Below are 24753 nucleotides of genomic sequence, written 5' to 3'. Positions count from 1 at the left end.
CCGTCGTAAAACCAGGCACTGCGGTGCATCAGGCAGACCGCGTCGCCGGACTCACGACTGCTGCGCAGCCGAACGCAGCCTCGCAGGCTCGACAGCTGCTACGGGGTTTTCGGTTGTTCTCATGGTGTGGACTATGAAGCAGCAGCGCAGCGCGTTACAGATTCACCTAAACACTAAAAAACCGTATCAGAACGCGGCGTATGGCCGCAGGCATGCGCCGCATCTGATCCGCATAAACTCGGTTTTTCTGAGTCTGTTTTGTTCGCGGCAGGGTTTCTACAGTTCATGGCATGCCAGACCGGGTGGCCTGGCAAGACTTTGCAACCGTGGAAGAACTGACCATGAGCACAGCAACAATCGGACAGGCCTATAACTACAAGGTCGTTCGCCAATTCGTCGTGGCTACCATCGTCTGGGGTGTCGTCGGCATGGCAATGGGGGTATGGATCGCCTCGCAACTGGTATGGCCCGAGATGAACCTCGACCTGCCATGGACCACCTTCGGCCGCTTGCGCCCGCTGCACACCAGCCTGGTAATTTTCGGCTTTGCCGGCAGCGCGCAATTCGCCGCCAGTTACTACGCGGTGCAACGCACCTGCCAGGTGCGGCTGTACTCCGACAAGCTCGCCGCGTTCACCTTCTGGGGCTGGCAATCGGTGATCGTGGTCATGCTGATCACCCTGCCACTGGGCTACACCACCACCAAGGAATACGCCGAAATCGAATTCTCCGGCGCGGTGTGGATGACGGTAGTCTGGGTCGCTTACGCCATCGTGTTTTTCACTACCGTGGTGCAACGCAAGACCAAACACATCTACGTCGGCAACTGGTTTTTCGGTGCGTTTATCGTGGTGATCGCCATGCTGCATGTGGTCAATCACCTGTCGATTCCAGTGGACTGGTTCAAGTCCTATCCGGTGTATTCCGGGGCCACCGACGCCATGGTGCAGTGGTGGTACGGGCACAACGCGGTGGGGTTCTTCCTGACCACCGGTTTCCTCGGGATGATGTATTACTTCGTGCCGAAACAGGTCAATCGGCCGGTGTATTCCTATCGCTTGTCGATCGTGCATTTCTGGGCGCTGATCACCTTGTACATCTGGGCTGGCCCGCACCATTTGCACTACACCGCGCTGCCGGACTGGGCGCAGTCGTTGGGCATGGCGATGTCGCTGATTCTGCTGGCGCCGAGTTGGGGCGGGATGATCAACGGCATGATGACCCTGTCGGGTGCCTGGCATAAGTTGCGCACCGATCCGATCCTGCGCTTTCTGGTGCTGTCACTGGCGTTCTACGGCATGTCGACCTTTGAAGGGCCGATGATGGCGATCAAAACGGTGAACGCCCTCTCCCATTACACCGACTGGACCATCGGCCACGTTCACGCCGGGGCCTTGGGCTGGGTGGCGATGATCACCTTTGGCGCCATCTACCACATGGTCCCGAAAGTCTTCGGCCGCACGCAGATGCACAGCATCGGCCTGATCAACGCGCACTTCTGGCTGGCGACCATCGGCACCGTGCTGTACATCGCCTCGATGTGGGTCAACGGCATCACTCAGGGTTTGATGTGGCGCGCGATCAACGATGACGGCACGCTGACCTACTCCTTCGTTGAAGCCTTGCAAGCCAGTCATCCGGGGTTTGTGGTGCGCTTTGTCGGCGGAGTGTTCTTCCTCAGCGGCATGTTGCTGATGGCCTACAACACCTGGCGCACGGTGCGGGTGTCGGACGTGAAAATGGCCGAACTTGAAGCGCAGATTGCCTGAGGCAAGGAGCCTGACATGATCGAGATGGGGTTGAATTTATTGGGCGTTTTGGGGCTTTGGTTGGCGGTCGAGTATTGCCTGAAACACCAGACCGCCGAGAGCCTGGACGATGCCAGCCTGATTCCGTTCGCCGATGACCCCGAAGTGGCGCGGCGGGTGGAATTGGCCACGGGCAAAACCGTGAAAGCGGTGGCGCCGGAAGCGTTAAAACCGGGCTGGGGCAACCTCGAAATCTGAGGCACCACGATCAATGTGGGAGCGAGCCTGCTCGCGATAGCGGAGGGTCAGTCAACATAAATGTTGATTGCTAAACCGCCATCGCGAGCAGGCTCGCTCCCACAGGGTAATGTGCAATGCCCAAAGAGTTCAGCCGCGCTCGCGGGGAATCAGGCCCTGCAGCTGCTGCGCCAGGAAATTCGCATCGAAGGCAAAGGTGTCCGGGTCTTTCAAGCCATTGGTCTTGCGCCACTGCCAATTGCTGGACGGTGGCAGGCACACCAGCGAAATGCTGCCATAACGCGCGGCGGTCAAGCCCATCACTGCGAGGGAAATCTGCCCACCCGCGCCCATCACGTCCGGCACAAACTCCACCGGTTTGCCGGCAATCACAATACTCAGTTTCTCGGTCTTGAACGTCGACGTCTCGAGCGGCACGCTCGCCCCGGACGCGACATACGCCTCGCGGCTCACTTCCAACAGATTCGGCGTCAGGACCGGTGCCAGCCACTGCTGGATCTGATCGAACAACTCACCAATGCGCGTCGCCCACACGGCCGATTGGGACTCAAACAGTTGCTTCTTGTGCGCTTCGCTATCTGCATAGTGGCGAAGCATCTCGCCCAGTTGCTGTACGTCGTCCATTGCAGTGTTCCTTTGGTTGAAGCGGTGCTGCGGACGTTGAGCATGGCAGATGCTGACGGCTTGTGTATGGCAAAGGTGCGAACGGCTACAGTGCCGCGGCAGATCAACGCGACGAACGGTCGCCTTTTGCCTGTTTTTCAGGGCTCCCCTGTCAGATCTATCAGTTGCGGGGCATGACGACCGGGTATTAGATAAACCTGTCCGCAAGGCCCATATAGCGATCAAGGAACGCGAGCCATGAGCAGCAAGGAAGACGTCGGGGTTTTAAAAATTGATAAGGTGATCATCTCCGGGTTGACGATCCCGGTCATCCATCCTGACCCGGACGTTACAGGAGGCCTGGCACTTTCCCTCATCGTCAACTCGCTGGTGAAAGTGCTGATCGATCCCTGGTTTTCTCAAGCTACTTACGACACTGCAGAACTCCTCATCAACGAGGAGCCCACAGCGGTGGACAACAAAACCATCAATCCGGGTGAGGAGAACCAGCGGTTCACGATGGATCTGCCAGCTGCTTTTCTGCGCAACGGCGTCAACCGGATTCGCTTGAGAGTCACACGTGTCGGTCAGGGCCCCGAGACATCAGACGATCTTGTGGTGCTGTATCACACCCCTCGCCCGGCGGGCGAAGTGGTGGGCTCCGGGGACAACCCCAATCTCCTGATGACGCTTCCCGCGGATGTCATCGACAACGGACTGGATGCCGCTCGCGTCGCGCAAGGAGTGGACGTCAGGCTGAGCTACGTCTACATGCGTGCATACGACAAAATCACGCTGGATTGTGATGGACATACGGTTTTGCGCACCGTAACGGCCCCCCAGGCCGCAGCCGGCATCGTCATTCTGAAGCTGTTCGCCGATGCGTTCCCGCGGGACAATCCCCATTTCGCTATGCGTTTCAGAGTTGTCGATCAAGTCGGCAACTCGACCGGCCCGCGAGCAATCTGGTCGAAAACCACTTATATCGATGTGCACATCCAAAAACCGGTGCTGGATCTCAAACAGCCAAAAGTGCTGGAAGCCAGGGAACTCGGCGGCACTCGATTGAACTTCGAGAAAGACTTTTATGAGGCCAAGTTCGCCACGGTCGAGGTTGCTTACACCGGCTCCGCCTCCGGGCAAACTGTCAAAGTCTATTGGCTCGGGCGCAATTCGACTTATGGCAGCGAGATTCAAACCGTTGCCTATGCCGGAGAGGTACTGAGATTTCTGGTTCCAAGGCTGGAAGTGGTTGATTGTCTCGGCAGCGGCGCGCAGATCAGTTATACCGTGAGGCTGCCAGGCACCACCGAAGATCTGCAATCCAAAGACCTTAACATCACAATCACCGGGCAAAAACACCACCTTCCAGAACCCACACTCTCCTCGGACAAGCTCAACCTCAGGGTGTATTACCCAACGCTGGAGGACAATTACAAAGCACGCCTTGCACTTTTCGGTGTCGTTACCCGATACGGTGAGGAAGTTCCTGTCACCCAAAGCTCTTATACAGATTTGCCGATACAGCAGGCATGGCTGACGGAAAACCGAGGACGTCGCGTACTGTTCAATTACACGCTAAAAAGAATCGGCACCGTGGAACCGCTTATTTTTTCATGGCTGCTAAGAGTCTCTTTATAGCCATCCGCTTATTCTGATTATCTTTAGTTGAGCGCCCAGCGCTTGCTAACCCATGAACTAAAACCAGATCACGTCAGTGTTTGACGAGGAGCCCTGTCATGCAAAAAATTGTCGGTTGGCTGTTAATCGCGTTGGTGGTGGGTTGCACTCAGGTCGATACAAAACCACCGAGTGAAGTAGGAGCGTTCAATAATGTCCAGGCGCTGAATGGGCCCGCCATCGCCACTCAGTTGAACACGCTTTACAGTCGAAAATTCCTCAATTGCAATAACTCCAACTCACAACCCGCGTTCCTGTGCTCGGGCGTGACCCTCAGAGTTACGGTAAAAGACGCCTCTTATAAGGTCTGGGATCCCAGCCCCACATCGATAAAAAGTGGCGGCGTTTCGTTCTCGTACCTCAGAGCCGATGCAAATTTTGGACGGCTGGCATGGGGTTACGGCAATGGCTACATCCTGTATCCCATTTTCGAAGCACCTACCGACAAGATTGATCTGGAGTATTTGTGTTCGTATCCAATGGACGCTTGGGGGTGGCACCGAAGCACGACGGCAGTTTGCGGTCCTTACAAGGATTATCCCGTTCAAAGTCAACTCTGTCAGAATGCTAGCGTGACCACTGCGCAACAATGGTTGAGCGTATGGAATATCGCAGGAGGCAATCCAAATCTGCGTCAATGCGGATTCGACATCAGGGATGATCGAAATACCTACTCCGGTCCCGCGTTCTACCAATCCTTACTGGGAAAGTCATTATTGGGTGCTGCAGGGTTTAACGGACACAATGAAGTCATTATTAAAACGTGGGCATCGGGCCGGCCCAACACTTTCCCTATCATGGCGTTCTTTTATATCGCCGGAGGCAGCGATCCGAAACCGCTCGCCGATGCGCGGTACAACCAAAGCGATTTCTACAATTCGACCAACCCGAAAATCGTGGTTCCGATCATCCGTCTGACGCCTGCCACCAGCGCCACTGGCACCGCCACTTTTAGTTACGTTCAGGCCGACCAGGCGGTGGCTCAATGAAGACCCTACAGCGGTGCCTGATGAGTGTCGGTTTGATGTTGGGCATCAGCTCACCCCTTTAGCTACATCCTGACCGTGGAACGCTGTGTGAAATATATTGAAAGTGCGCAATGGTTTTATCGGGACTATCAGTGGGCCTTTGCAATCACGCCCACACCCTGTGCGAGGAAAACACCGCCAGAAGGGACTCCCTATCTGTGGGATGAACTCAGCCGCGACTATTCCAATAGCCGCTACTGGAAAAATACCCATGGGCTGCGTCATCAGTTGATTTGTCATCTGGCGATAGCGAGGGATAAACCGCAGTGGATCCTGGAACCGTGGCGACCTGATGTGGGGTATGCAAAAACCTTGGAGGCCGGCTGCAACCACGTAGTTCCCTTGCCTGAAAAGGCACCATGACACTTCACCAAAACATGAGCATTGCAGTTGATTTATCGCTGGTGTCCGCCATCGAACAAATGGAAACTCCCTTCAGGCCTGGCCTATCAACACAGGCCATAGCCTGAGGAAATCCAATGCGCACCATCGGCCTTATCGGCGGCATGAGCTGGGAGTCCAGCGCCGAGTATTACCGTCTCATCAACCAGCAGGTGCGCGATCGCCTCGGGCCGTTGCGCTCGGCGAAATTGCTGATGTACAGCGTCGACTTTGGCCCTGTCGAACAGGCCCAGCACGCCGGGCGCTGGGACGACGCGGCGGCGATTCTGGTGGATGCGGCCCGGCGTCTGGAAGCGGGTGGTGCCGAGTGCGTGGTGCTGTGTACCAACACCATGCACAAGGTGGCCGGGCAGATTCAGGCCGCGATCGATATTCCTTTTTTGCACATTGCCGAGCCCGCCGCTCAGGCGGCACTGGACGTCGGTGCGCTACGGGTGGGTTTGCTGGGCACCGCGTTCACCATGGAGCAGGATTTCCTCAAGGCTCGTCTGACGGCCAAGGGCCTGACGGTACTGGTGCCGGAGGCCGAGGAACGTCAGGCCGTGCATCGAATCATCTATGACGAATTGTGCGTCGGGGTGATCAGCGAGGTCTCGCGCCAGGTTTATCAACGGGTGATCGAATCGCTGACCGAACGCGGCGCCCAGGCGATCATCCTCGGCTGCACCGAAATCGGCCTGCTGATCAAACCCGAACACAGCGCCCTGCCCCTGCTCGACACCACCGAACTGCATGCGCAGGCGGCGGTGGAGTTTGCGTTGGGCGACTGACTCGCGCAGAACCTGTAGGAGCGAGGCTTGCCCGCGAAGAACGATGACGCGTAATACCTGAAAAACCGCGGCGCACTCTTCGCGGGCAAGCCACGCTCCTACAGGACTTTCGTCGCTCAAATTTTTTCACTTACTGGTGCGACGCAGGCGCGCCATGCTCAGGGTATCGACCAGCCGACCGTCACGCACCGCATAGTCACGAAACAGGCCTTCGGTCTCGAAACCGAATTTCTGGTACAGGCCGATGGCCGCTTCGTTGTCGGCGTACACCGACAGCTCGACCCGTTGCAGGTTCATCCAGTTGTCGGCGATGTCCAGCGCTGCTGCCAGCAGTTTCGAGCCGACGCCCTTGCCCTGCCAAGCCACGGCGACACCCATGCCGAAGCTCCCGGCGTGGCTGCGGCGGATCCGCGAAAACTGTTCCAGGCCAATGTTGCCGATGACCGTTCCCTGATGCAGCGCCACCAGTTTCACCGCCCGCTCGTTGTCCGCCATCAGGCGTTGGCGCCAGACTTCGGTGGACTGAAACGGCATTTGCAGCACCTGCCGGGCCACGGCCGGGTCGTTGTAGAGCGCGGTAATGCCCTCGATGTGCTGCTCGCTGAAGCGTTCGAGGTGAATGGCGGGGTTGTGGTCGGGCATGGTGGATTCGTCCTTGATCGGTGTGTGGCCGATCACTCTAAACCGCCGCACCCTTCATCTGCCAGATCCGGCGAATGCATCCTTGACTGTAGGAGCTGCCGAAGGCTGCGATCTTTTGACTTTGCTTTTGCTGTACCCGGAAAACACAAGATCAAAAGATCGCAGCCTTCGGCAGCTCCTACGGGGTTGGGGTGGCTTGTTGAGGTTATGAACGAATGGAATTCATACCAGCACAGACCTACACGCAAAGCAGCGTTTCGCCGGTTGACTGCCCTGCCCTCACTCCCTATCCTCGCGCCTGTCACGACTCATTCGTGATCGGGTTTGACGGCTCGGTTGTATCTCTCAAGGCGTATAGTTCCTTTACTTTGCACGCGTACACTTTCGTCCGCAGCAAAGTGATATGGCAACTGTACGTGGGGCATCTTCGGATGCGCCGGGTGCCTTGAGACCGGTCCGTCAACCTGCGTGCAGTTGCCACCCTAATTTCGTTTGACGGCGATCTAGTGGCAGCTCTAATTTTTCTCAGGAGCTACACACATGACCGATCCAACCACAAAATCCACCCCCTTCGCCCGCTGCGACCACGTCGACCATCACCTCTTCGCCGTACAACCCGGCATCCCGTTACTCGACGCCCTGGAGCACGCCTCGGTCTACCTCAGCTGTGCCGAAGCCCTCGCCCATCAAGCCCCCACCGCCACCCGCCCGGAACACAGTGCTTCGTTGCGTTGGGCCAGTCAGCAGATGCTCGGCACCGCACGCTCATTGGTGCAAGCTTCAGTCGACGGTTTGCACGCCGCTCAGGCGGGGGGTGACGCATGAATCCGCATATGCCGATGACTCAGAACGAAGACAACATTCCAGTGTTACTCGTTGCCACCCAAGCACCGCTGGATGTGCTGCACAGCAGCGCAGCCAGCCGTTTTCTGGCGGTGACGCAGATGATGGAAAGCCTGGCCAGCCTTGATATCACTGGGGCTAAAGGCTCCGACGTGCAGCAACTGGCGCATGCAGCGGCGATGTTGCTGCGCGATGGTTGTGATGTGATGGATGTGCTGGGGCGGCGGATTCGTTTGCGCACCTGATACCAGCAAGATCAAAAGATCGCAGCCTACGGCAATTCCTACATGGGATTTGTCGCCGAAGGCTGCGATCTTTTGCTTTTAAAGGTGCCGGGCCTAGTGCCTGCGGCGAAGGGTTCAATGCTCGTTAACGCACCAATAGTATGATAGCTTGCGAGCACGCGCCCACCTATCCGGAGGCCCAATCATGGGAACCGTACGCAAAACCATTACCGTCACCGACCAGCAAGACCACTGGATTAAAGCCCAGATAGAAGCAGGTCATTACACCAACGACAGCGAATACATCCGCGATTTGATCCGCCGTGAACAGGAGCGAAACGCCGAGCTGGAAACAATTCGCGCCGCCCTGCGGGAAGGTGAATCCAGTGGAAAACCTCGCCCGTTCGATCCCGAGGCGTTCAAGAAGAGAATGTTGACCGCGCATGGCTGAATATCGTCTTACCCCCGCCGCCGAGGGCGACCTTGAGGCGATCTGGAGTTACACGGCGCAACAATGGGGTCTGGATCAGGCCAATCGTTACATCGATATCATTACTACAGCATTTGAGCAGTTAGCCCTGCGCCCGAAAACAGCACCGGCGTGCGACGTTGTCCGTCCCGGTTATCGACGCTGTAGCGTGGAGCGGCACATGATCTATTTTCGAATCACTGCATATGGGATAGCGATCATCAGAGTCCTGCATGATCGGATGGAAGCGCAGCGCAACCTCTGACGCCGTCTCGGAACCTGCTCGGGCGATGTGGTTGATGGGCATGTTTGAAGGCGGCAGATTCGTTTGCGCGCCTGATACCAGCAAGATCAAAAAGATCGCAGCCTTCGGCAGCTCCTAAAAGGGATCAAGTACACCCTGTAGGAGTCGCCAAAGGCTGCGATCTTTTTGTTTTGATTTCGACCACAGCCCGACCGCTCGTCGCAAAACCGTGCGCACCTGTCAGATCTGACAGGTGCGAATTTCTGCTTCCTGGTGTGAGATGTGCCTTGCCCGATTGGGCAAAGCCCAGCCGCTCAGGAGCACCTCATGGATATCCAGTCTTCGACGTTCAACCAATTGTTTGTCCTGTATCCGGTCATCATCCAGGGCTGGGTGACACCAGTGAAACCGGATGGCATTGCACACGGCGGGATTCCCAAGGTGCTTTACGATGGCCAGGCACAAGGCCTCGAGTGTTTGATCGACCCCTGGACAGAACTTAAACTCCTCTCCTGGACCATGGCGGCCGATGACCGCATCGATCTCTACAAACAAGGCCACCCCACACCCATTACCGGCAAAACCGTTGCGCCAGGTGAAGAGCAATTACGTATACGTTTGTACTTGCCTCACGGGTGGTTGGATCAAGGCGTTAATGGCCTGTATTACAAGGTCACCCGCGTAGGCGGCAACGTTGAGCAATCCCGGGATTTGCTGGTGCTGTACCACCTGCGCCTTCCCGATACGCTGGATGTGGTGCTCCCGCCGGATGTGATTCAGGACGGGGTCGGACCGGAGCGTGCCGCGCAGGGTGTGCCGTTCGGTTTCACTTATAACAATCGACGCAATTTTGACCGAATCGAATTTTCTGTGGGAGATGCGACATTCCGCTTCGATGTGCCCGACGCGCCGACACCGATCACCCACACGCTGTTTACCGATTCCTTTGAGAAGGCCGGTGATAATCCAAGTGCGGTGGTGGAGTTCAAAGTGTTCGACCAGTTGGGCAACGTCGCCAGGTCACCCGAAAAGCGTCTGGATATCCACCTCGGTCGCGTGTCCTTGCAGGCCCCTACGGTGCGGGGCATGAACGGCAATCAATTCAGTCCGGTCAATTCGGAAGTCCGGGTATTAGTGCCGCAAGGCCCGTTACTGCCAAACGACAAGTTATGGGTGAAGTGGAAAGGCGCCACGGACGTAGCGGCGGGTTCCTACACAAGCCCGCAACGACTGGTCAGCGCGGGACTGGTGATTGCGGTGCCACGCTCGGTGTTGGCGTACAGCCTGGGACAACAGATAACCGCTACCTATGTGTTCGCGCGCAACGGCATCGCCACCGAATCCCCGCCTTTGCTGTTGAACATTTTGACACTGCCGGCAACGGCCTTGATCCCACCGATGATTGTGGAAGCCGATGCCAATAACTATCTGGATGTACTGGCGCTGGGTGCTAAAAACGCGACCATTCATGCGTTGCTCCATACATTGATTGAAGCGGGACAACCCTGCTGGCTGCGGCTTGAGGGGAAAAAGTCAAACGATTCGGTACATGAGTTGGCGATTTGGTCAGGGCTGCCGTCCCAAGTCAATGCCACGTGGATCAATCAAGGCTTTTGGCCCGAGGGGCTGGTCAACAGCTACCTCAAGCAACTGGGGCACGGCACAATGCTGACGATCAAATACAAAGTGGCGCTGGACAAGAGCAATGTTGAAGCGAATGCGGTGGTGTTTCCGGATCGGGTGTACACCATCAAGGCGGTGGAGTTGGCGGTGCCGACGCTCGACAACGTATTGGACAGCGCTGGCAAGGAAGTGCTTGAGGCCGGCCTCACGGTCAGCACGACGTTGAAGCTGCGCGGCACCGCCAGCAAAGGGCTGCGGGTCGAGATTTTCGACGGCAACGGTGCTAGCGCAGTGTCCAAGGGAACCGTGACCGCCAACGAGACAACTGGGATCTGGGAACACATCATCACCATACGGCTGGGTGCACGGCGGTTGTATGCGAAGTCGCTGTATCACAACACGGCGGTGTATTCGAATGTTCGCAACTTGACCGTGACAGAGGCCAGCGCTCCCACCTTGACCTCAGTTAGAAGTTCTCCCCGCGACGTTGAAATTCCAAATAACGGTTTCACCGCAGCAACAGCAATTATGGTGAGCGGCGTCGCCGCCAAGGGTCAGAAGGTCATTGTGTTGGACGGCACGTTATCCAAGGGGCAAGCCATCGCTGATGCCACTTCAGGCGCTTGGATGCTAATAGTTACAGGCCTGACCACGACGAAACATAGTTTTACCGCTAAGGCGCTGTATGGTTCGCAACCTTCCTCACAAGTAAGAGTATTTTCAATACTACCTGTGTCTTTTACAGAAGATTTTTCACAGTATCCCGTGCAAATTATAAGTACTCTCGAAACAACCTACATGACGATCACTTCCACACAAGTCAATTCGAGCTACGTAAGAACAATAAACCAGACCGGAGGCACGCTTCTATACTTTGTTTGCAGACCCCATGCCGCATCGAGCGCAACGTTAAACCTAAGAGTCCCTTGCTCTCGCGTGGACTTTATATATTCCATATATTCTCAAGGCACTCCAAACGGGGTGTTTTTTGCTACTTTTTATGGAGATGGAGCTACGCCGCTAAGAAAATTGAGGATACCGGCAACAGGACATGCTGACTATACAAGCGTAACAGTTGAAGCATCTAATATTAAACGAATTGAGCTTGATGTTAGGGGAGCCGAAATAAGCAGCGGCAGCCTACTTGATATTCGAGTTGATGACATGAAATTTAATGCCCAGACATAACAACGAGAGAGAGAAAGACCAAACAGCCGAAGGGGGCGATGCGGCGTTCTGACAAGCCCCTCGCGACAGTAGGTCTGGGCTTCGACGTCAGACCCGCGCGCCAATTCGCCGCCCCAGCACAACCATCACATCACAACCATCGCGCAGCAATATCGCCGCCGCATGCGCCAGTTGTTGCACATCGGTGCCTTTGGCCCCAGAGATATCAAGACTGATGCCCCGCGCACAGTCCCCATAAAAAAGCATCGAGCAAAAGAAGGCCCAAGCAGAGAAAGGCGCGCGTCGTTAAAAAATCCAGGCCGACAAACACGATCACGGATGAGCCGTGACGGGCGAGAGGACAGGAGAGAGCGCGGACGCAGATCACTGCAGTCAACCGCCGCAAAATCCTTGGCACTACGCCAATCCGGGGAGGCAAAAAAACAAAAAACGCAGTCTTTGCCAGCTCTAACATTGAACTTTGGAGCTGCCGGGGGGAAGGCAGCTGCTCATCTTTGGAGGGTCATGGCGGGCCACGGGTGTGTATTGGTTCCGATTGAGCAGTTGTAAACCCGGTGAATGCGGTTTTATCGGATACAAACGGGTTGAATGGTTTTGGGGCTGCTGCGCAGCCCAGCGGGAGCAAGCTCCCTCGCCACAGAAGTGTTCTTGCCAGAGGATTAGCCGATCAATCCAAACCACTCCCGCCGTTCGTTGAAAGTGTTATGGATCAGCTCGACAATCCCCTGCACCCCGGTCTCGTTCCGGGAGTCGGTATTGACCGCCATCCACACCTGGCGCTGCATCGATTGCTTGAAGAGCCCGGGTAACGCCACCAGCCCCCGGTCGAATTGGCTCATGTAGTGCGGCAGCAAACCGATGCAGGCGCTGCAGCGGATCATCTCCAGCATCAGTTCATAGGAATGCAGTTGCACCACCCCCGCCAAGCGCTGCTCCACCAAACTGTTCCATGGGCCAAAAGCGGCGACATGACGGTCGTGCTGCCATTGCACCAGCATGAAATCGGCCAGGTCACCCAGGCTGTCCGGCCGCGCCGCGACCCGTGAATACCTTTTAGCGATGTGTGGTAGATAGTCCAGCCGTGCCAGACGCTGGGGTTCGCTGATGGCGAAACTGGGGCCTGGCAATGGCGAATCGGTGCCCGCCAGCCATACCACCACATCGGCACTGATCGCTCGCAGCGACAGTTCACTGTCCAGGGAAATGATGTCCAGGCGCACACTGGCGTTGCGCCGCAGCAGCGAGACCAGATCGCGGCCGAGAATATCGCAGGATCGACTCGGCCACGGCCAAGCGAGTCAATGGCTGTTCGATTACCGGCAACTTGCGCTCGTGCACCAACGCGATCAACTGCGCCTGCAATTGCTGACCTTCACGACTCAAGGTCAGCGCGCTGCCCTGGAACTTGAACAGCGAACGTTGCAACTGATCTTCCAACTGCGCCAGGTGCTTGCGCAGCAAGGTTGCCCGCACATTGAGGCTGCGCGCGGCCTGCATGAAACAGCCACAACGGGCGCTGACCAGAAAGTATTGCGCCACCTCCGCATCAATCCCGGCGGCCCGTGCCAGCCAGGATTCGGATGCCCTCTGCGGTGTTCGGTATTCGACAACACCCTGACGTCCTGTGGGTTCTATGAATGACATCGATGACTCCCTGTCGATCTTTGTTGGGTTTATTGCGGCGCTATGAATGTTCCATGATCCCCTGTGGGAGCGAGCCTGCTCGCGATAGCGGTGGATCAGCGCCGCAAATGTCGAAAGACACACCGCCATTGCGAGCAGGCTCGCTCCTGCGGGTACGCAGTGCAACCATCAGCGCTAGCCAAATGCCACCACCTCCCTTATTCTGCGCACCCGTAAAAAAGCGCAAAGCCAGGAAGGCATTGATTGACCTTTCTGTTTGCCGTCAATCAATACACGCAGATTCAGGGATGTTCATGTTTCAGTTATTCAAACTCGGCGCGGCTGTTTTGCTGGCCGCGACGCTCAGCGGCTGCATTACCGAAAGCGCCTCTTGGGTCAGCGAGCCTCTACAACCCAAAGCCGACGAGCCGGTCAGTTACCTTGTCGGCTCGATCGGGCCACAGTCACTTAAGCTGTCCGCCGCCGACAATCAGCGCATCTTTTTCCGCAAGCGCGGTTCCGACTACAGCGCCGCCGGTATCTGGAAGATGGCAGGCGCCTACTCCACGCCGCAGGATGTTCAGGACGGTACCGGTGCGGCGAGTGTATTCGTGCTACCGCTCAAGCCGGGCGATTACGAGTTCTATGACTTTCAGTTTTTCTCCGCGCGTTACCACCCCGGCCTTGGCACCGTTTACAGCTCCTCCGAAGCGCGAGAGAAATTCAACCTGCCCCTACGCCTCGAGGCCGGCAAGGCCTATTACATCGGCGAATTTCGCTCGTTTTGCCTGACCGCAGGTTTCTGCGCATTCCGCTGGAGCAATCAGAACGCCCGCGATGCTGTCATCGCTCAACGTCTGGCCCCAGGGCTTCCCACGCTGCAACCGCTGAAACTCGACCTGAAAAGCGCCGAACCCTACATCTTTGCCGGCCCCACTCCGGGTGCGGCCGTGGACGTCAAACCATGAAAAAAATCATCGCCCTCACCACTGCTGCCCTGTTGACCGGTTGCGCGGCCACCAACACCTTGCCTGTGCGCACACTGGCGGACGGTCAGGATTATCTGGCGCCGATCCACGTCATGGTCGATGACCCGGAAAACGCCTCCAGCTTGCGCAATCACCTGCGCCAGACCGGCGTGTTCCGCACCATCGAAACCGGCAGTGGCAAAGGCGACGAGTACAACGTACAAGTCAAACTCAACGTCCAGCGCGATCTGCCGCCCTTTCCGGTGATTCTGCTGAGCTGCGCGACGTTGTTTCTGCTGCCATTGTCGGACGAAATCAACACCCAGAGCGAGTTCACCGTGTTCCAGGGCAACAAGCGTCTGAAGCAATACACCTATCGCAACAGCACTCATAAATACACGTGGCTGCTGAATCCGGGCGGTGAGATGCGTGACCAGAACCTCAGCCGCATCGCCCGCGCGTTCGCGCAGGACGTACAGCATGATCGGCTGGTCCCTGCCGTAGTGACCGCGCAATGAATCGCTCTTCGCTAAAAGTCGCCGCCCTGTTCTGCGCCGCGCTGACGCTCGGCGGTTGCGCCAACACCTTGCAGCCACTCGACTACCGCGCCAACCAGGCCTACGTGCCGGTAACACTCGGCCTCGGGCCTGCATACTCGCGCATAGACGAACAACATCAACGGGAAACCGTCAGCGTCCTGAAAGAAACCGGCGCATTTTCGCTGCTCGACGGCGGTTACACCCGCAACGGCTACAGCCTGTTGATCACCGAACCGCGTGAGGGCGGGGTCAACCTGCTGGGGTTGTTAAACGTTTTTACGCTGTTCACGTTCCCGATGCCTTATCACTACAAGGACAACCTGCGCGGCATGGTCTTCAAGGATGGCGAACCGTTGAAGACCTACAACTACTCCCGCGAAGGCTGGAGCGTGATCGCCTGGTACGTGCCGATCGCGAGCGTGGAAAACAAGCGGCAGATGCTCGATCAGTTGCTACGAGAAATGGATGATGACCGGCTGATTCCTTACAGCCCATGAGTTCTACTTTCCAGGCCAGGAGGCCTGTCAATAAATGAAAATAAAGCATATCTGGCTGTCGGCCATACGCACGCTCAATACTCCTGAGCACGCTGTAGATTCAAATGTTTTTTTCACGCACTTGAATGAACTGCAACGTAGCGAGCCGATTACGCTTGGCAATATCAACATTTTCATTGGCGAAAATGGTTCGGGTAAATCAACAGTCATCGACATGATCAGGGCGTTGAAGCATCCGGAGATCTTGTCCTCGTTGCCACGCGAGAATCCGCCACGTCAGATATTGCCGGGTTACAGCATCGGATTTGAGAATGGCGATAACTGGTCTTATTTATTTTCCGGAAGCACGTTCGATCCCGACCTGAACTCTATCGAAAACGTCGCCTGCACCCAGCTCTTTGTGCCATTCACGGCAGTTTGAGTATTTCAGGAGGGCTCCCGTACAACATTTTCAAAGCTCTGGCATTTGTGCCTAAGTGAAGAAAAAACATTATTGAAGCTGCCGCCCCGATTCAGTTTTTAATTTGACCGAAGCAAAAAAATAGAGTTATCAAAGCGATAGCGATCTGCGCGATTAGGTGGATTTATTGTAAAGCAGCGCAAAGAGTTCATTGCTGGCAGTGACACAAATGATGGAGCGTCTGACCAGTCTGGATATTTCGTCAGCCAAAGGTGCTTATGTGCAGCAATTGGCGCAGGCGGCGGCGATGTTGTTACGTGGGCTGTGATGCGATGGATGTGTTGGGGCGGTAGATTCGTTTGCGGATCTGACACTGACAAATCTAGAGGAAGACACCACTCGTCGGATTCCCTCATGCACCTGTCAGATCTGACAGGTGTGCGATCTTTTTTAAAGTGCTTTGATAGTTCCTGTCCAAACACAACGCAGGAGCTTCAACATGACGACTTTCAAACAGACGGAAACCTCAGCCGACGCACCAATGCTAACGTCAATCAAAGGCTCCCCCAGCGGCGCCGAAATTCCGCAGGGCGGGACCACGGTGGAAACTGCCGTGACCCTCAGTGGCATCGCTGCCAAAGGCCAGAAAGTCGAGGTGTTCGACGGTGCGGTATCCAAAGGTGAAGCGACTGCTGATGCGACAACTGGGGGCTGGATAATGACCGTTGCCGGCCTGGCCGTAGCGTCGCACAGTTTTACCGCCAAGGCGCTGTATGGATCCGGCGCAACATCGGCAGCCCGAACCTTGACCGTAGTTGTGTCGGGGAGGCTATGAGTATTGGCGATTCGGTTGCGGGTCTGAGCTGGAATTGCAATTTTCCTGTTGCGCCCGTTCAGTGAGATCTTTAATAGCTGATCGGACGCTTTCGTTAGCAGGCTAGCCGACAGTTGGATTGGGTGCGTTTAGTTGGAGTTTGGTTGCCTGGCAGGGCGTAATCGCGAGCAGGCTCACTCCTGCAGGGGAATGCGTCAGGTCTGGAACCACTCCTGGCGTTCGTTGAAGGTGTGATGGATGAGGTCGGTGAGAGTCTGGACTTCGGGCACGTTCTGCGAGTCGGCGTTGACCGCCAGCCATGCCTGCAATTGCATGGGTTCGGCAAAGAGTCCGGGCAATGCCACCAAACCACGGTCGAAGCGACTCATGTACGCCGGCAATAACCCGATGCACGCACTGCAGCGGATCATCTCCAGCATCAATTCGTAGGACTGCATTTGCACCACTCCGGCCAAGCGCTGTTCGACCAGCTCATTCCACGGCCGAAAGCTGTCAATCTGACGATCATGCTGCCATTGCACCAGCATGAAATCCGCCAGGTCATCAGGAGTTTCCGGGCGCGCAGTCACGCGGCTGTAGCGTTTGGCGATGTGCGGCAGGTAGTCGAGGCGCGCGAGATGTTGCGGTTCGCTGGTGGCGAAGGTCGGGCCGGGGTGCGGGGTTTCGCCGTGGGCGAGCCAGAGGATGACGTCGGCACTGACCGCTTGCAGCGACAGTTCGCTGTCCAGCGAGATGATGTCCATGCGCACACTGGCGTTGCGGCGCAGCAGCGAGACCAGATCGCGGCCGAGGATGTCGTGCAGGATCGATTCGGCCACGGCCAGGCGAATCAACGGTTGTTCGATCACCGGCAACTTGCGCTCGTGCACCAGCGCAATCAACTGCGCCTGCAACTGCTGCCCGTCACGACTCAAGGTCAGCGAACTGCCCTGGAATTTGAACAGCGAACGTTGCAGATGATCTTCCAGCTGCGCCAGGTGCTTGCGCAGCAAGGTTGCTCGCACATTGAGGCTGCGCGCGGCCTGCATGAAACAGCCACAACGGGCGCTGACCAGAAAGTATTGCGCCACCTCCGCATCAATCCCGGCGGCCCGTGCCAGCCAGGATTCCGATGGCCCCTGCGGGGATCGGTATTCGACAACACCCTGACGTCCTGTGGGTTCTATGAATGACATCGATGACTCCCTGTCGATCTTTGTTGGTTTTGAGCGTGCGTTGCGATTGGGGTAGATAGGGTTGGTCGATGGTGGATGTGATGACGCTTTCGCGGGCAAGTCGGATCGCCGCATCGCTCGCTCCTACAAAAGCCGGCTCAACTCCATCCTGTAGGAGCGAGGCTTGCCCGCGAAGGCGTCCCGCGCCACACCGCCAAACTAAAGTTTCTCCTCCAGAACCTTATTCAACACCGCCCCATCAATACTCAACGTCGCCGTATTGAGCATACCTTCCAGATAGGCCTTGGCGATCTGTTCCTGACGCTGGGCACGCAAGGCCTGGGTCAGGCGTTCGCGCAGTTCTTCCAGGGTCGCGGTGCGGGCCGGTTGCTGTTCGGTGAGTTTGATCACGTGGAAACCGGCTGCGCTTTGTACGGGATCGGAGACTGCGCCGACTTTCAGCCGCGCCACCGTGGCGCGCACTTCCGGCACCAGTTGCTGCAATGGTTGCAGCCCGGTGTCGCCGCCCCGTTCGGCGCTGACGCGGTCTTGCGAATACTGACTCGCCAACGCCGCAAATTCCGTCGGCGCGGCCTGGGCTTTTTTACTCAGTTCGAGCGCTTGCTTGCGCACCGTTTCGAGTGTCTGCGGATCGGCCACGCCGAGGAAAATCTGGCTGACCCGGTACATCGGCGGCGTCACCCAACCGGCCTTGCCGGCCTCATACGCCTGCTGCAATTCGGTGGCACTGGGGTAATCGGTCGGCACCTGACTGACCGACTGCAAGTAGTCGCGAAAAACGATCTGCTCGGTGGCGGCGCGGGTTTGCCGTTCGACCTCCGGACGCTGCCGCCAGCCTTGGGCGTCCGCCTGTTCGAGCACGGCTTTTTCGGCCAGGCGCGAGCGAATCCAGCTTTCCAGCGCCCCGCGATTGGCCCGCAGTTGTTCGCGAGCTTCCGTCGGCAAGGTGGCGAGCAGCGCTTTGAGTTCTTCAGGGGCGACCTGCTGATTGCCCAGTCGCGCGACCGCAGGCTCATTCGTTGCCAATACCGCCGATGGCGCCGGCTGCTGAGCGGCGATCGGGTCATTACCCGGACGCAGTCCCAACGCAACGGCAATCACCAGCACGGCCAACGCACCTGCGCCGGCCACTACCGTACGTTTTTTCACAGGGCTGGCACCTCTTGCGCCGGCGCCTCGGCGATTTCAGCCTGAGCCTGAAATTGCGCAGCGTTCTGGCTGTATTCACGCAGGTAAACGATGAACTCCTGAAGCAAGCGATCCCACAGTTCAAGGTTGCCGCGCAGGTGATCGTCGCTCACGCCGGCGGCGACCACCACGTCCATCTCCATCACCAGAAACTCGCCCTGCACCGACAACCGGGCAAAGCGTCGCGATGCATTCCACAGTTCCGCCAGCCCGGCCGGCAACTCGCCCTGCACCCTCAAGGCGCAGCTGAAGGTGAAGTCGACGTAGCTGCCCTGCTCGGTCGCCGGATTGCCGAAACGCACTGCGTAACCGATGCCCTGGCTGGCGCTGAGCAATTGCACGATGCCGTTCTGTTCGGTTTGATTGACCCGGTAACCGGCGGCTTGCAGCACGTCGGTGAGGGATTGTGGCGATACGTGGCTGATCAATTGAGTCATGTGAAAGTCTTCCCTGTCATTCAATGAGCGATCGCGGCCTGGGGCGCGTCGAATTGTGTCTTGTAGAGTTCGTCGCCAAAGCCCTGGGCCAGTTCTTCGAACTTGACCCTGGCTGCGCCTGCGAACGGTTGGCGGATCTTCATCACCTCGGCGACGTCGATCTTTTCGTAGGCCGCGAGGATCTCCTTGGCCACGCCGTACATCTGTTGATTCTTGACCGAACATTGCTGCATTTGTGTGTCACGTTCAGCCAGTTGCGTCTCGAGCCGGGCGCGTTCGGCTTCTTTGCTCCGGGCCATCACCAACAATTCTTCGTAAGCCTTCTTGAACTTGCCGACCTGCTCGCTGCTGGCTGCCGCTTGCGCCTGGGCCTTATTTTGCAGGCTGTCATGCTGGCCGGCCAGTTGTTCGGCCACGCCTTTGACCTTGGCCAGTTCCGCCGTCAGTTGCTTGATTTGCGCCTGCGCGGCCTTGGCCTGACCCTCGGCCGCCACTTGCGCGGCGCTGGCCTGAGCCTGCTGGCTTTGCAGGGTTTGCAGCTGCTGGGTGGTGCTGCGCAACTGGGTACGCAGGCGTTCTTCCATGCCTTCGGCGCTCGCCCCCTGTGCTATCAATAACCCCAGCCCCAGCAGCAAAAATCGAGTGTTCATAACCCTCTCCCGGCGCCTTAGAAGCGCGTGTTGATCTCAAGCTGCATGACGTCAATGTCGAACGGCGCGCCGTATACCGCTTCGGAACTCAACCAGCGACCGGTGGCGACGACGTTCTTGGCCAGGCCGTAATTACCGCCGAGGAAATAACCCTTGGCGTTGGTGCCACCCAAGTGGAACGACGAGTCGTTGAAACCGTCCGGCAAGGCGTCCGGCTGGATGTACTTGTAGCCGGCGAAGAAATTCCAGTCGCCCTGCTTCTTCAGCTCCAGAGCGCTGCCAAGGGTGAACTGGACCATCCAGGCATTGGCGCCGCTTTCGATGTTGCCATCGCTGTCGAGGTTGTTGACGATCTGCCCGGCCGAGCGTTTGCGCATCTCGCCTTCGTCGTAACCGAGGTTGCGCACGTAATTGGCCTGGCTGCGCAGCTTGAAGTCTTCCGGCAGGTCGGTGTCCCACACCAGGTTGAGGTCCAGCAGGTTGAATTCCGAGGCCAGGCCGACGAATTGCGGTTGCGCCGTGGTGGACGGGTTGAGCGGGTTTGGCGTGATGTCGCGCAGCAGGAACACGCTGTTGCCTTTTTGCATGAACGCCGAGCGACTGCCGTCGCTGTCGCAGCCCGGTGCGCCGGCCCAGGGTTCGCAAGGGCTGGAGCGCTGGCCTTCGATGTCGTCGAAACGGTAGTAGGCCAACGCGCCTTTCAAGCGGTTACTGGAGTTGATCGCCCAGTTGGCGCCGATCTGCGCGCCGTACAGCCACTTGTTGTCGCTCTCTTCCTTGTCGAAACCGTTGCTGCTGCTGGTGTCGTTGGTGTACTCCACCGGGAACGCACCGACGGTGCCGAACAGTCCCCAATCACGATTGAGCTTGTGATCGAAAATCGCTGCCACGCCGTCGAAGTTCAGGTCGGTGGAATAGAGCATGTCGGTTGCGAAGAACGGATTGGCAATCCGCCCGCCGGTCAGGGTCAGCTGATCGGACGGTTTCCAGGTCAGGTAACCCTGATCGAGCCAGATGTCTTTTTTGCCGAAGCCGCCACCGAGGGTCTGGGTGGTGGACACCGGGTTATTGTCCGAACCGGTGCCGATGCGAATGCCGGCGGTCCATTCGGGCGAGATCACCGCTTTCATGCCCAAGCGCGCCCGCAGGCGGAACAGGTTTTCACGGTCCTCACGGGTGTTGAGCAACGGCGGCAGGCTGGTGCTGCTGTTGGGGTTCACGTCGTATGGGCCGTTGTTGTTGAGCTTGGCGAAGTCGACGATTTCGTTGCTGTTGGTGCCCGAGTAGTAGCGCGACTCGTCTCGCAGGCGAATGTCGCCGTCGAAGCTGATACGCGAGACCCAGTCCGGGAAAGTATTGGGCTGGGCCCAGTTTTCCTGTTTGGCGGTGGCCATGACTTCGGCCTTGACCTGGTCGCGGATCTGATCGCGCACCGCGGCCGGCACATATTGCACACGCACATCGCCGGGCGCCGCAGCCGGGCCGGCAGCAACCGCCGTGCTGGCCTGACGCGCCTGCACCGCTTCTTTTTCCGCCTGAGCGATCAGGCCGTCGGCCTGTTCCTGCTTCAACACACCTTGCTGCACCAGCAAGCGGATCAGATTGATCGTGGCGTTTTCCGAGGGCGCAGGGGCTGCCACTGCGTGCCCGACCAGGGTCGCAATGACCATGCCGACCGCCAGGGACAATCGATTCACGTTGGAAATCATCTGCACACAACTCCTTTTGGCAAAACCTGAAAATGTTCGGTTAACCCGGACGCCGCCCTTGCAGGGACAAGCGCACAGGCAAGGTCATGGAGGCCGGTGGCCGTTCGGTTAAATGCGGCGCGCCGCGCAACGCGGTGAGCACCTGGGTGTCGACTTCCGGGTTGCCGCTGGACTTCACCAGCTCCACCCGGGTGATCTCGCCCACGCTGCTCAGCCAGACGTCGGTCTGCAGCGAAAAAGCCAGGTTGCGCAGGTCCGGGTTTTCCCGCAGCAAGCGCTGAAAGGTGAACGCCAAAAACTGGCTGTACGTGCCGTTGCCCAAGCGCCCGCCTCCGGCACCGGCCATGCCGCCGCCCTTGCCGGCGCCGATGTTGAAGGCGTCATTGCCGGACTGGGCGTCGCCGTCCATTTGCATCGGGTTGGCCAGGTCATCGACGGGCGATGGCGGCGCCTCTTCTTCGGGCTTGACCTCTTCTGGCTCGGGCGTCGGTTCAGGCTCGACCATTTTTTCTTCCACGGGGGTTTCCGGTTCCGGCGGTTTTTCCGGCGGCGGAGGTGGCGGTGGCGGCAACGGGATAATCGTCGGCACCTTCGGCGCTTCCCGGCGCACGCCACTCATGTCGTTGGCCCACTGCCAGAGAAACCACGCGGCCACGCCGGCGAGCAGCAACCCGGCGCCCCACTTCACAAAGCGCAGGGGTGACGACTTGACGGGCGACGGGCGGATGGGGAGTTGTGCGGTCATGGTCAGCCCTGGGTCGGTTTGCCGGTGACGAGACCGACCTGGGACAGTTCAAGCCGGCGCAACAGGTCCAGCACCTCGATGACTTTCTGGTACTGCACGGTGGCGTCGCCGCGCACGATCACCGGGAAATCAGGGTTCTGCGCCTTCTCGATGCGCAAGCGGTCTTCGAGCTCCGCCAGGGTCACCGGGTAGGCATCGAGGAACACCTGACCGCCGTCGTTGACCGAGATCGCCTTGGTCTTGGCTTCGGACAGCGACACCGAGGCACTGGCCTTGGGCAGGTTGATCTGGATGCCGGAAACCTGGGCGGTGGCGGTGAGGATGAACATCACCAGCACCACCATCAGCACGTCCACTAGGGGCGTGATGTTGATGCTGTCCACTGCGGCATCATCGTCATCGTCGTGGGAGGTATTGACGCTAGCCATGTCAGTGCTCCTCAGGCCGGTACGGATGCGTGGGTGTGATTGCCGCGGCGATGGGCCGCCTCACTGGACTGGCTTTCGCCGTGCATCTCCGCCAGACGGGTGATGAACTCATCGACGAAGACGCGCATGTCGGCGCTGACTTCCTTGTTGCGGGTGATCAGCCGGTTGTAGCCAAACAGCGCCGGGATCGCGACGAACAGGCCCATGGCCGTGGCCAGCAACGCGGCGGCCATGCCCGGGGCGATGGCGTTGATGTTGACGTCACCGGCCATGGCCGTGCCGAGGAACACCACCATGATCCCCAGCACCGTGCCGAGCAGGCCGATGTATGGGCCGCCGGCAATGGCGTTGGACAGAGTCGAGAGTTTTGAACTGAGCGCCTGATTTTCGCGGGTGCGCACCCCGTCCATGGAGCAGCGAATCGCTTCGATGGTCGCGGCCGACACCGATGAGGTGTCGGCGCCCTGCTCGCGGCGGGTGCGGATTTCCTTCACCGCCACCTGATACAAGCGCCACAGGGATGAGTGCTGCAAACGCTGGGCGAGGTCTTGATCGTCGGCGAACATCTCCAGGCGCGTGCCGACCTTGGCGAACTGCTCGCGGAACGCTTCGTTGGCGGCGCTGAGGCGGCTGACCATGCGGTTCTTGCGGATCATGATGACCCACGACTGGAACATCATCAGCACCAGCACCGCGATGATCACCCAGGCGTCCACCGGCACGGCATTGAGCAGGAAACCGAGGCTGCCGAAGCCGTAACCCGACTGTTCTTCATCGACGCCGTAAGCCACCAGTTTCGACTCGGCGCCCTGGGCATTGGCGTCTGCCAGCAACTGCGCGGCAGGCCGGACGACCTTGGACAGGCGCAACTCATCGATGGCGCCGGCGAAGGGCTGATAAATGCCGACGGTTTCGCTCGGCAGATCGGCGCCGATGGCCATGACCGAATTGAACGCAGGCATCGCCACTGCAAGGCTCGCGGCTTCACGGCCGTTGACGTACAGCGAGACTTTGCTGCCCTCGGCGGTCAGCGCCAGGTGCTGCCATTGACCGGGGTTCAACGGTTGAGTGGACACGGCGCGCTGGCCGTCGATCTCCACGAACGGCATGCCTTGGTTCAGGCCCAGCAACAGGCTGTTCGCCCCTTCCCGTCTTGCCACAACCACTTGTTCGCCATTGGCTTGATCCAGACGCAACCAGGCACTGAAGGTGAACGCGCCGCCGGCGTTGTGTTGCAACGATGGGCTGCCTGGCAGCAGCAATGGCTGACCACTGAACTGCAACGCCCGCCCCATCACGCCGTCGATGCTCGCGCCGGTAGCGCTTTGCGCGGTATTGCCGTAGGCCGTGGTGTCTTTGGGCGGTGTGCCGTTGGCGCCGTCGAAGTGATAGAGCGCGGTGAAATTCGGGTCGAAGGTCAGCTGACCGTTGCCGGTGGCCGGGGCTTTCTGGTTGCCGTAATACATCCAGATGTCTTGCCGCTGGCCGCCCGTAATAACAGGCACATCGACCCAGATCAGTGCCATGCCCATCAGCGGATCAAAGCTTTCGATCTGGTGGTTGAACACGGTCTTGTCATCGGCGGCGACGAAACGCAGGTCCGAACCGTCCTCCTTGACACCGTCGAAGGTGAAGTTGCCGGTGTGCAGGCGCACCAGCAGCGCCGTGCGACCCAGCGTCTCGTTGATCGCCGCGCCCTGGGGCGTGGTGTCCACCGAAATCTGCTTGCGGTAATGCCAGTCGTCCTGCCACCAGGCCTGGGCAGTGGCCGGGAGCACGAAGCCCAGGCAGATCAGAAAAGCGATGAATAAGCGCTGCATGAAAAATTACTCCGTAG

Annotated in this window: 26 protein-coding genes and 1 pseudogene; 16 read left to right on the top strand and 11 right to left on the bottom strand. The window is 58.3% G+C overall.

The features are described from left to right. Positions 1 to 341 precede the first annotated feature (341 nt). Both ccoN and ACYZT2_RS13790 read left to right on the top strand, forming a co-directional pair. Positions 342 to 1769, top strand: coding sequence for a cytochrome-c oxidase, cbb3-type subunit I (ccoN, locus tag ACYZT2_RS13795; RefSeq protein WP_461972921.1), 1428 nt, complete (start codon positions 342 to 344; stop codon positions 1767 to 1769). 15 nt (positions 1770 to 1784) lie between these two features. Continuing rightward, on the top strand, positions 1785 to 2006 hold the full coding sequence (locus ACYZT2_RS13790) for a cbb3-type cytochrome c oxidase subunit 3 (protein WP_461972919.1): 222 nt from the start codon (positions 1785 to 1787) through the stop codon (positions 2004 to 2006). 129 nt (positions 2007 to 2135) lie between these two features. On the opposite strand, the gene ACYZT2_RS13785 is transcribed toward ACYZT2_RS13790, so the two are convergent. Next, positions 2136 to 2630 carry a hypothetical protein gene (locus ACYZT2_RS13785; protein WP_461972917.1) on the bottom strand — a complete coding sequence of 165 codons (495 nt, stop codon included), beginning with the start codon at positions 2628 to 2630 and terminating at the stop codon, positions 2136 to 2138. A gap of 237 nt (positions 2631 to 2867) precedes the next feature. On the opposite strand from ACYZT2_RS13785, the gene ACYZT2_RS13780 reads away from it, so the two are divergent. The 4 genes from ACYZT2_RS13780 to ACYZT2_RS13765 all read left to right on the top strand — a co-directional run bounded on the left by ACYZT2_RS13780 (position 2868) and on the right by ACYZT2_RS13765 (position 6489). Continuing rightward, positions 2868 to 4250 carry a hypothetical protein gene (locus tag ACYZT2_RS13780; protein WP_461972915.1) on the top strand — a complete coding sequence of 461 codons (1383 nt, stop codon included), beginning with the start codon at positions 2868 to 2870 and terminating at the stop codon, positions 4248 to 4250. A 98-nt stretch (positions 4251 to 4348) separates the two neighbouring features. After that, the gene (locus ACYZT2_RS13775; RefSeq protein ID WP_461972913.1) at positions 4349 to 5278 is read left to right on the top strand and encodes a halovibrin HvnC; all 930 of its coding nucleotides are present in this window, start codon (positions 4349 to 4351) and stop codon (positions 5276 to 5278) included. 87 nt (positions 5279 to 5365) lie between these two features. Beyond that, complete coding sequence (locus tag ACYZT2_RS13770) at positions 5366 to 5680, top strand: DUF2599 domain-containing protein (protein WP_461972911.1); 315 nt, start codon at positions 5366 to 5368, stop codon at positions 5678 to 5680. 116 nt (positions 5681 to 5796) lie between these two features. Continuing rightward, a complete protein-coding gene (locus ACYZT2_RS13765; protein ID WP_461972909.1) occupies positions 5797 to 6489 on the top strand; it encodes an aspartate/glutamate racemase family protein in 693 nt (230 codons plus the stop codon). Between the two features lie 126 nt (positions 6490 to 6615). Here the strand turns inward: ACYZT2_RS13765 and ACYZT2_RS13760 are convergent, their stop codons facing one another. After that, positions 6616 to 7131 (bottom strand): GNAT family N-acetyltransferase, encoded by a 516-nt coding sequence (locus tag ACYZT2_RS13760; protein ID WP_461972907.1) that lies wholly within the window; start codon positions 7129 to 7131, stop codon positions 6616 to 6618. Positions 7132 to 7671: 540 nt separating this feature from the next. On the opposite strand from ACYZT2_RS13760, the gene ACYZT2_RS13755 reads away from it, so the two are divergent. The 5 genes from ACYZT2_RS13755 to ACYZT2_RS13735 all read left to right on the top strand — a co-directional run bounded on the left by ACYZT2_RS13755 (position 7672) and on the right by ACYZT2_RS13735 (position 11722). Further along, positions 7672 to 7956 carry a DUF3077 domain-containing protein gene (locus ACYZT2_RS13755; protein ID WP_048397630.1) on the top strand — a complete coding sequence of 95 codons (285 nt, stop codon included), beginning with the start codon at positions 7672 to 7674 and terminating at the stop codon, positions 7954 to 7956. Beyond that, a complete protein-coding gene (locus ACYZT2_RS13750) occupies positions 7953 to 8219 on the top strand; it encodes a short-chain dehydrogenase (RefSeq protein WP_461972904.1) in 267 nt (88 codons plus the stop codon). The genes ACYZT2_RS13755 and ACYZT2_RS13750 overlap by 4 nt, the downstream gene beginning before the upstream one ends. Before the next feature lie 184 nt (positions 8220 to 8403). After that, entirely contained in the window at positions 8404 to 8649 is a 246-nt protein-coding gene (locus ACYZT2_RS13745; RefSeq protein ID WP_253553759.1) for a type II toxin-antitoxin system ParD family antitoxin, read from the top strand. Continuing rightward, a complete protein-coding gene (locus ACYZT2_RS13740; RefSeq protein ID WP_461972902.1) occupies positions 8642 to 8932 on the top strand; it encodes a type II toxin-antitoxin system RelE/ParE family toxin in 291 nt (96 codons plus the stop codon). The genes ACYZT2_RS13745 and ACYZT2_RS13740 overlap by 8 nt, the downstream gene beginning before the upstream one ends. 306 nt (positions 8933 to 9238) lie before the next feature. Next, positions 9239 to 11722: a hypothetical protein gene (locus ACYZT2_RS13735; protein ID WP_461972900.1), complete on the top strand. Its 2484-nt coding sequence runs from the start codon at positions 9239 to 9241 to the stop codon at positions 11720 to 11722. A gap of 659 nt (positions 11723 to 12381) precedes the next feature. Here ACYZT2_RS13735 and ACYZT2_RS13730 read toward each other — a convergent pair. Next, a pseudogene (locus tag ACYZT2_RS13730) lies at positions 12382 to 13366 on the bottom strand (LysR substrate-binding domain-containing protein). Between the two features lie 293 nt (positions 13367 to 13659). Between ACYZT2_RS13730 and ACYZT2_RS13725 the strand changes: the two are divergent. The 5 genes from ACYZT2_RS13725 (at position 13660) to ACYZT2_RS13705 (ending at position 16584) form a co-directional block, all read left to right on the top strand. After that, positions 13660 to 14313 (top strand): hypothetical protein, encoded by a 654-nt coding sequence (locus tag ACYZT2_RS13725; RefSeq protein ID WP_461972898.1) that lies wholly within the window; start codon positions 13660 to 13662, stop codon positions 14311 to 14313. Then, on the top strand, positions 14310 to 14831 hold the full coding sequence (locus tag ACYZT2_RS13720; protein ID WP_461972896.1) for a hypothetical protein: 522 nt from the start codon (positions 14310 to 14312) through the stop codon (positions 14829 to 14831). Before ACYZT2_RS13725 ends, ACYZT2_RS13720 begins: the two co-directional genes overlap by 4 nt. Then, positions 14828 to 15349, top strand: a complete 522-nt coding sequence (locus ACYZT2_RS13715; protein WP_461972894.1) for a hypothetical protein — start codon at positions 14828 to 14830, stop codon at positions 15347 to 15349. Before ACYZT2_RS13720 ends, ACYZT2_RS13715 begins: the two co-directional genes overlap by 4 nt. A 34-nt stretch (positions 15350 to 15383) precedes the next feature. Further along, on the top strand, positions 15384 to 15770 hold the full coding sequence (locus ACYZT2_RS13710) for an AAA family ATPase (protein ID WP_461972892.1): 387 nt from the start codon (positions 15384 to 15386) through the stop codon (positions 15768 to 15770). Between the two features lie 478 nt (positions 15771 to 16248). Further along, positions 16249 to 16584 (top strand): hypothetical protein, encoded by a 336-nt coding sequence (locus ACYZT2_RS13705; protein WP_461972890.1) that lies wholly within the window; start codon positions 16249 to 16251, stop codon positions 16582 to 16584. A gap of 194 nt (positions 16585 to 16778) precedes the next feature. Here ACYZT2_RS13705 and ACYZT2_RS13700 read toward each other — a convergent pair whose 3' ends face one another. From ACYZT2_RS13700 to ACYZT2_RS13665, 8 genes are all read right to left on the bottom strand, one after another. Then, a complete protein-coding gene (locus ACYZT2_RS13700) occupies positions 16779 to 17759 on the bottom strand; it encodes a LysR substrate-binding domain-containing protein (RefSeq protein ID WP_461972888.1) in 981 nt (326 codons plus the stop codon). Between the two features lie 198 nt (positions 17760 to 17957). Then, entirely contained in the window at positions 17958 to 18908 is a 951-nt protein-coding gene (locus ACYZT2_RS13695; RefSeq protein WP_461972886.1) for a peptidylprolyl isomerase, read from the bottom strand. Further along, on the bottom strand, positions 18905 to 19384 hold the full coding sequence (locus ACYZT2_RS13690) for a YbjN domain-containing protein (protein WP_461972884.1): 480 nt from the start codon (positions 19382 to 19384) through the stop codon (positions 18905 to 18907). Before ACYZT2_RS13690 ends, ACYZT2_RS13695 begins: the two co-directional genes overlap by 4 nt. Positions 19385 to 19404: 20 nt before the next feature. Beyond that, complete coding sequence (locus tag ACYZT2_RS13685; RefSeq protein ID WP_461972882.1) at positions 19405 to 20034, bottom strand: DNA repair protein; 630 nt, start codon at positions 20032 to 20034, stop codon at positions 19405 to 19407. Between the two features lie 17 nt (positions 20035 to 20051). Next, positions 20052 to 21743 carry a putative porin gene (locus ACYZT2_RS13680; protein WP_461972880.1) on the bottom strand — a complete coding sequence of 564 codons (1692 nt, stop codon included), beginning with the start codon at positions 21741 to 21743 and terminating at the stop codon, positions 20052 to 20054. Between the two features lie 40 nt (positions 21744 to 21783). Then, complete coding sequence (locus ACYZT2_RS13675; RefSeq protein ID WP_461972878.1) at positions 21784 to 22488, bottom strand: energy transducer TonB family protein; 705 nt, start codon at positions 22486 to 22488, stop codon at positions 21784 to 21786. A 2-nt stretch (positions 22489 to 22490) separates the two neighbouring features. Next, positions 22491 to 22916, bottom strand: a complete 426-nt coding sequence (locus ACYZT2_RS13670) for an ExbD/TolR family protein (protein WP_007901242.1) — start codon at positions 22914 to 22916, stop codon at positions 22491 to 22493. A gap of 11 nt (positions 22917 to 22927) precedes the next feature. Then, entirely contained in the window at positions 22928 to 24736 is a 1809-nt protein-coding gene (locus ACYZT2_RS13665) for a DUF2341 domain-containing protein (RefSeq protein WP_461972875.1), read from the bottom strand. Between the last annotated feature and the right edge of the window lie 17 nt (positions 24737 to 24753).

The organism is Pseudomonas sp. MDT1-85, assembly GCF_054898065.1.
This window is presented reverse-complemented; position numbering and strand designations above follow the sequence as displayed.

Coding starts and splice junctions, on each gene's coding strand:
- ccoN (WP_461972921.1), top strand. CDS start 342: ATGAGCACAGCAACAATCGGACAGGCCTATAACTACAAGGTCGTTCGC.
- ACYZT2_RS13790 (WP_461972919.1), top strand. CDS start 1,785: ATGATCGAGATGGGGTTGAATTTATTGGGCGTTTTGGGGCTTTGGTTG.
- ACYZT2_RS13785 (WP_461972917.1), bottom strand. CDS start 2,630: ATGGACGACGTACAGCAACTGGGCGAGATGCTTCGCCACTATGCAGAT.
- ACYZT2_RS13780 (WP_461972915.1), top strand. CDS start 2,868: ATGAGCAGCAAGGAAGACGTCGGGGTTTTAAAAATTGATAAGGTGATC.
- ACYZT2_RS13775 (WP_461972913.1), top strand. CDS start 4,349: ATGCAAAAAATTGTCGGTTGGCTGTTAATCGCGTTGGTGGTGGGTTGC.
- ACYZT2_RS13765 (WP_461972909.1), top strand. CDS start 5,797: ATGCGCACCATCGGCCTTATCGGCGGCATGAGCTGGGAGTCCAGCGCC.
- ACYZT2_RS13760 (WP_461972907.1), bottom strand. CDS start 7,131: ATGCCCGACCACAACCCCGCCATTCACCTCGAACGCTTCAGCGAGCAG.
- ACYZT2_RS13755 (WP_048397630.1), top strand. CDS start 7,672: ATGACCGATCCAACCACAAAATCCACCCCCTTCGCCCGCTGCGACCAC.
- ACYZT2_RS13750 (WP_461972904.1), top strand. CDS start 7,953: ATGAATCCGCATATGCCGATGACTCAGAACGAAGACAACATTCCAGTG.
- ACYZT2_RS13745 (WP_253553759.1), top strand. CDS start 8,404: ATGGGAACCGTACGCAAAACCATTACCGTCACCGACCAGCAAGACCAC.
- ACYZT2_RS13740 (WP_461972902.1), top strand. CDS start 8,642: ATGGCTGAATATCGTCTTACCCCCGCCGCCGAGGGCGACCTTGAGGCG.
- ACYZT2_RS13735 (WP_461972900.1), top strand. CDS start 9,239: ATGGATATCCAGTCTTCGACGTTCAACCAATTGTTTGTCCTGTATCCG.
- ACYZT2_RS13725 (WP_461972898.1), top strand. CDS start 13,660: ATGTTTCAGTTATTCAAACTCGGCGCGGCTGTTTTGCTGGCCGCGACG.
- ACYZT2_RS13720 (WP_461972896.1), top strand. CDS start 14,310: ATGAAAAAAATCATCGCCCTCACCACTGCTGCCCTGTTGACCGGTTGC.
- ACYZT2_RS13715 (WP_461972894.1), top strand. CDS start 14,828: ATGAATCGCTCTTCGCTAAAAGTCGCCGCCCTGTTCTGCGCCGCGCTG.
- ACYZT2_RS13710 (WP_461972892.1), top strand. CDS start 15,384: ATGAAAATAAAGCATATCTGGCTGTCGGCCATACGCACGCTCAATACT.
- ACYZT2_RS13705 (WP_461972890.1), top strand. CDS start 16,249: ATGACGACTTTCAAACAGACGGAAACCTCAGCCGACGCACCAATGCTA.
- ACYZT2_RS13700 (WP_461972888.1), bottom strand. CDS start 17,759: ATGTCATTCATAGAACCCACAGGACGTCAGGGTGTTGTCGAATACCGA.
- ACYZT2_RS13690 (WP_461972884.1), bottom strand. CDS start 19,384: ATGACTCAATTGATCAGCCACGTATCGCCACAATCCCTCACCGACGTG.
- ACYZT2_RS13685 (WP_461972882.1), bottom strand. CDS start 20,034: ATGAACACTCGATTTTTGCTGCTGGGGCTGGGGTTATTGATAGCACAG.
- ACYZT2_RS13680 (WP_461972880.1), bottom strand. CDS start 21,743: ATGATTTCCAACGTGAATCGATTGTCCCTGGCGGTCGGCATGGTCATT.
- ACYZT2_RS13675 (WP_461972878.1), bottom strand. CDS start 22,488: ATGACCGCACAACTCCCCATCCGCCCGTCGCCCGTCAAGTCGTCACCC.
- ACYZT2_RS13670 (WP_007901242.1), bottom strand. CDS start 22,916: ATGGCTAGCGTCAATACCTCCCACGACGATGACGATGATGCCGCAGTG.
- ACYZT2_RS13665 (WP_461972875.1), bottom strand. CDS start 24,736: ATGCAGCGCTTATTCATCGCTTTTCTGATCTGCCTGGGCTTCGTGCTC.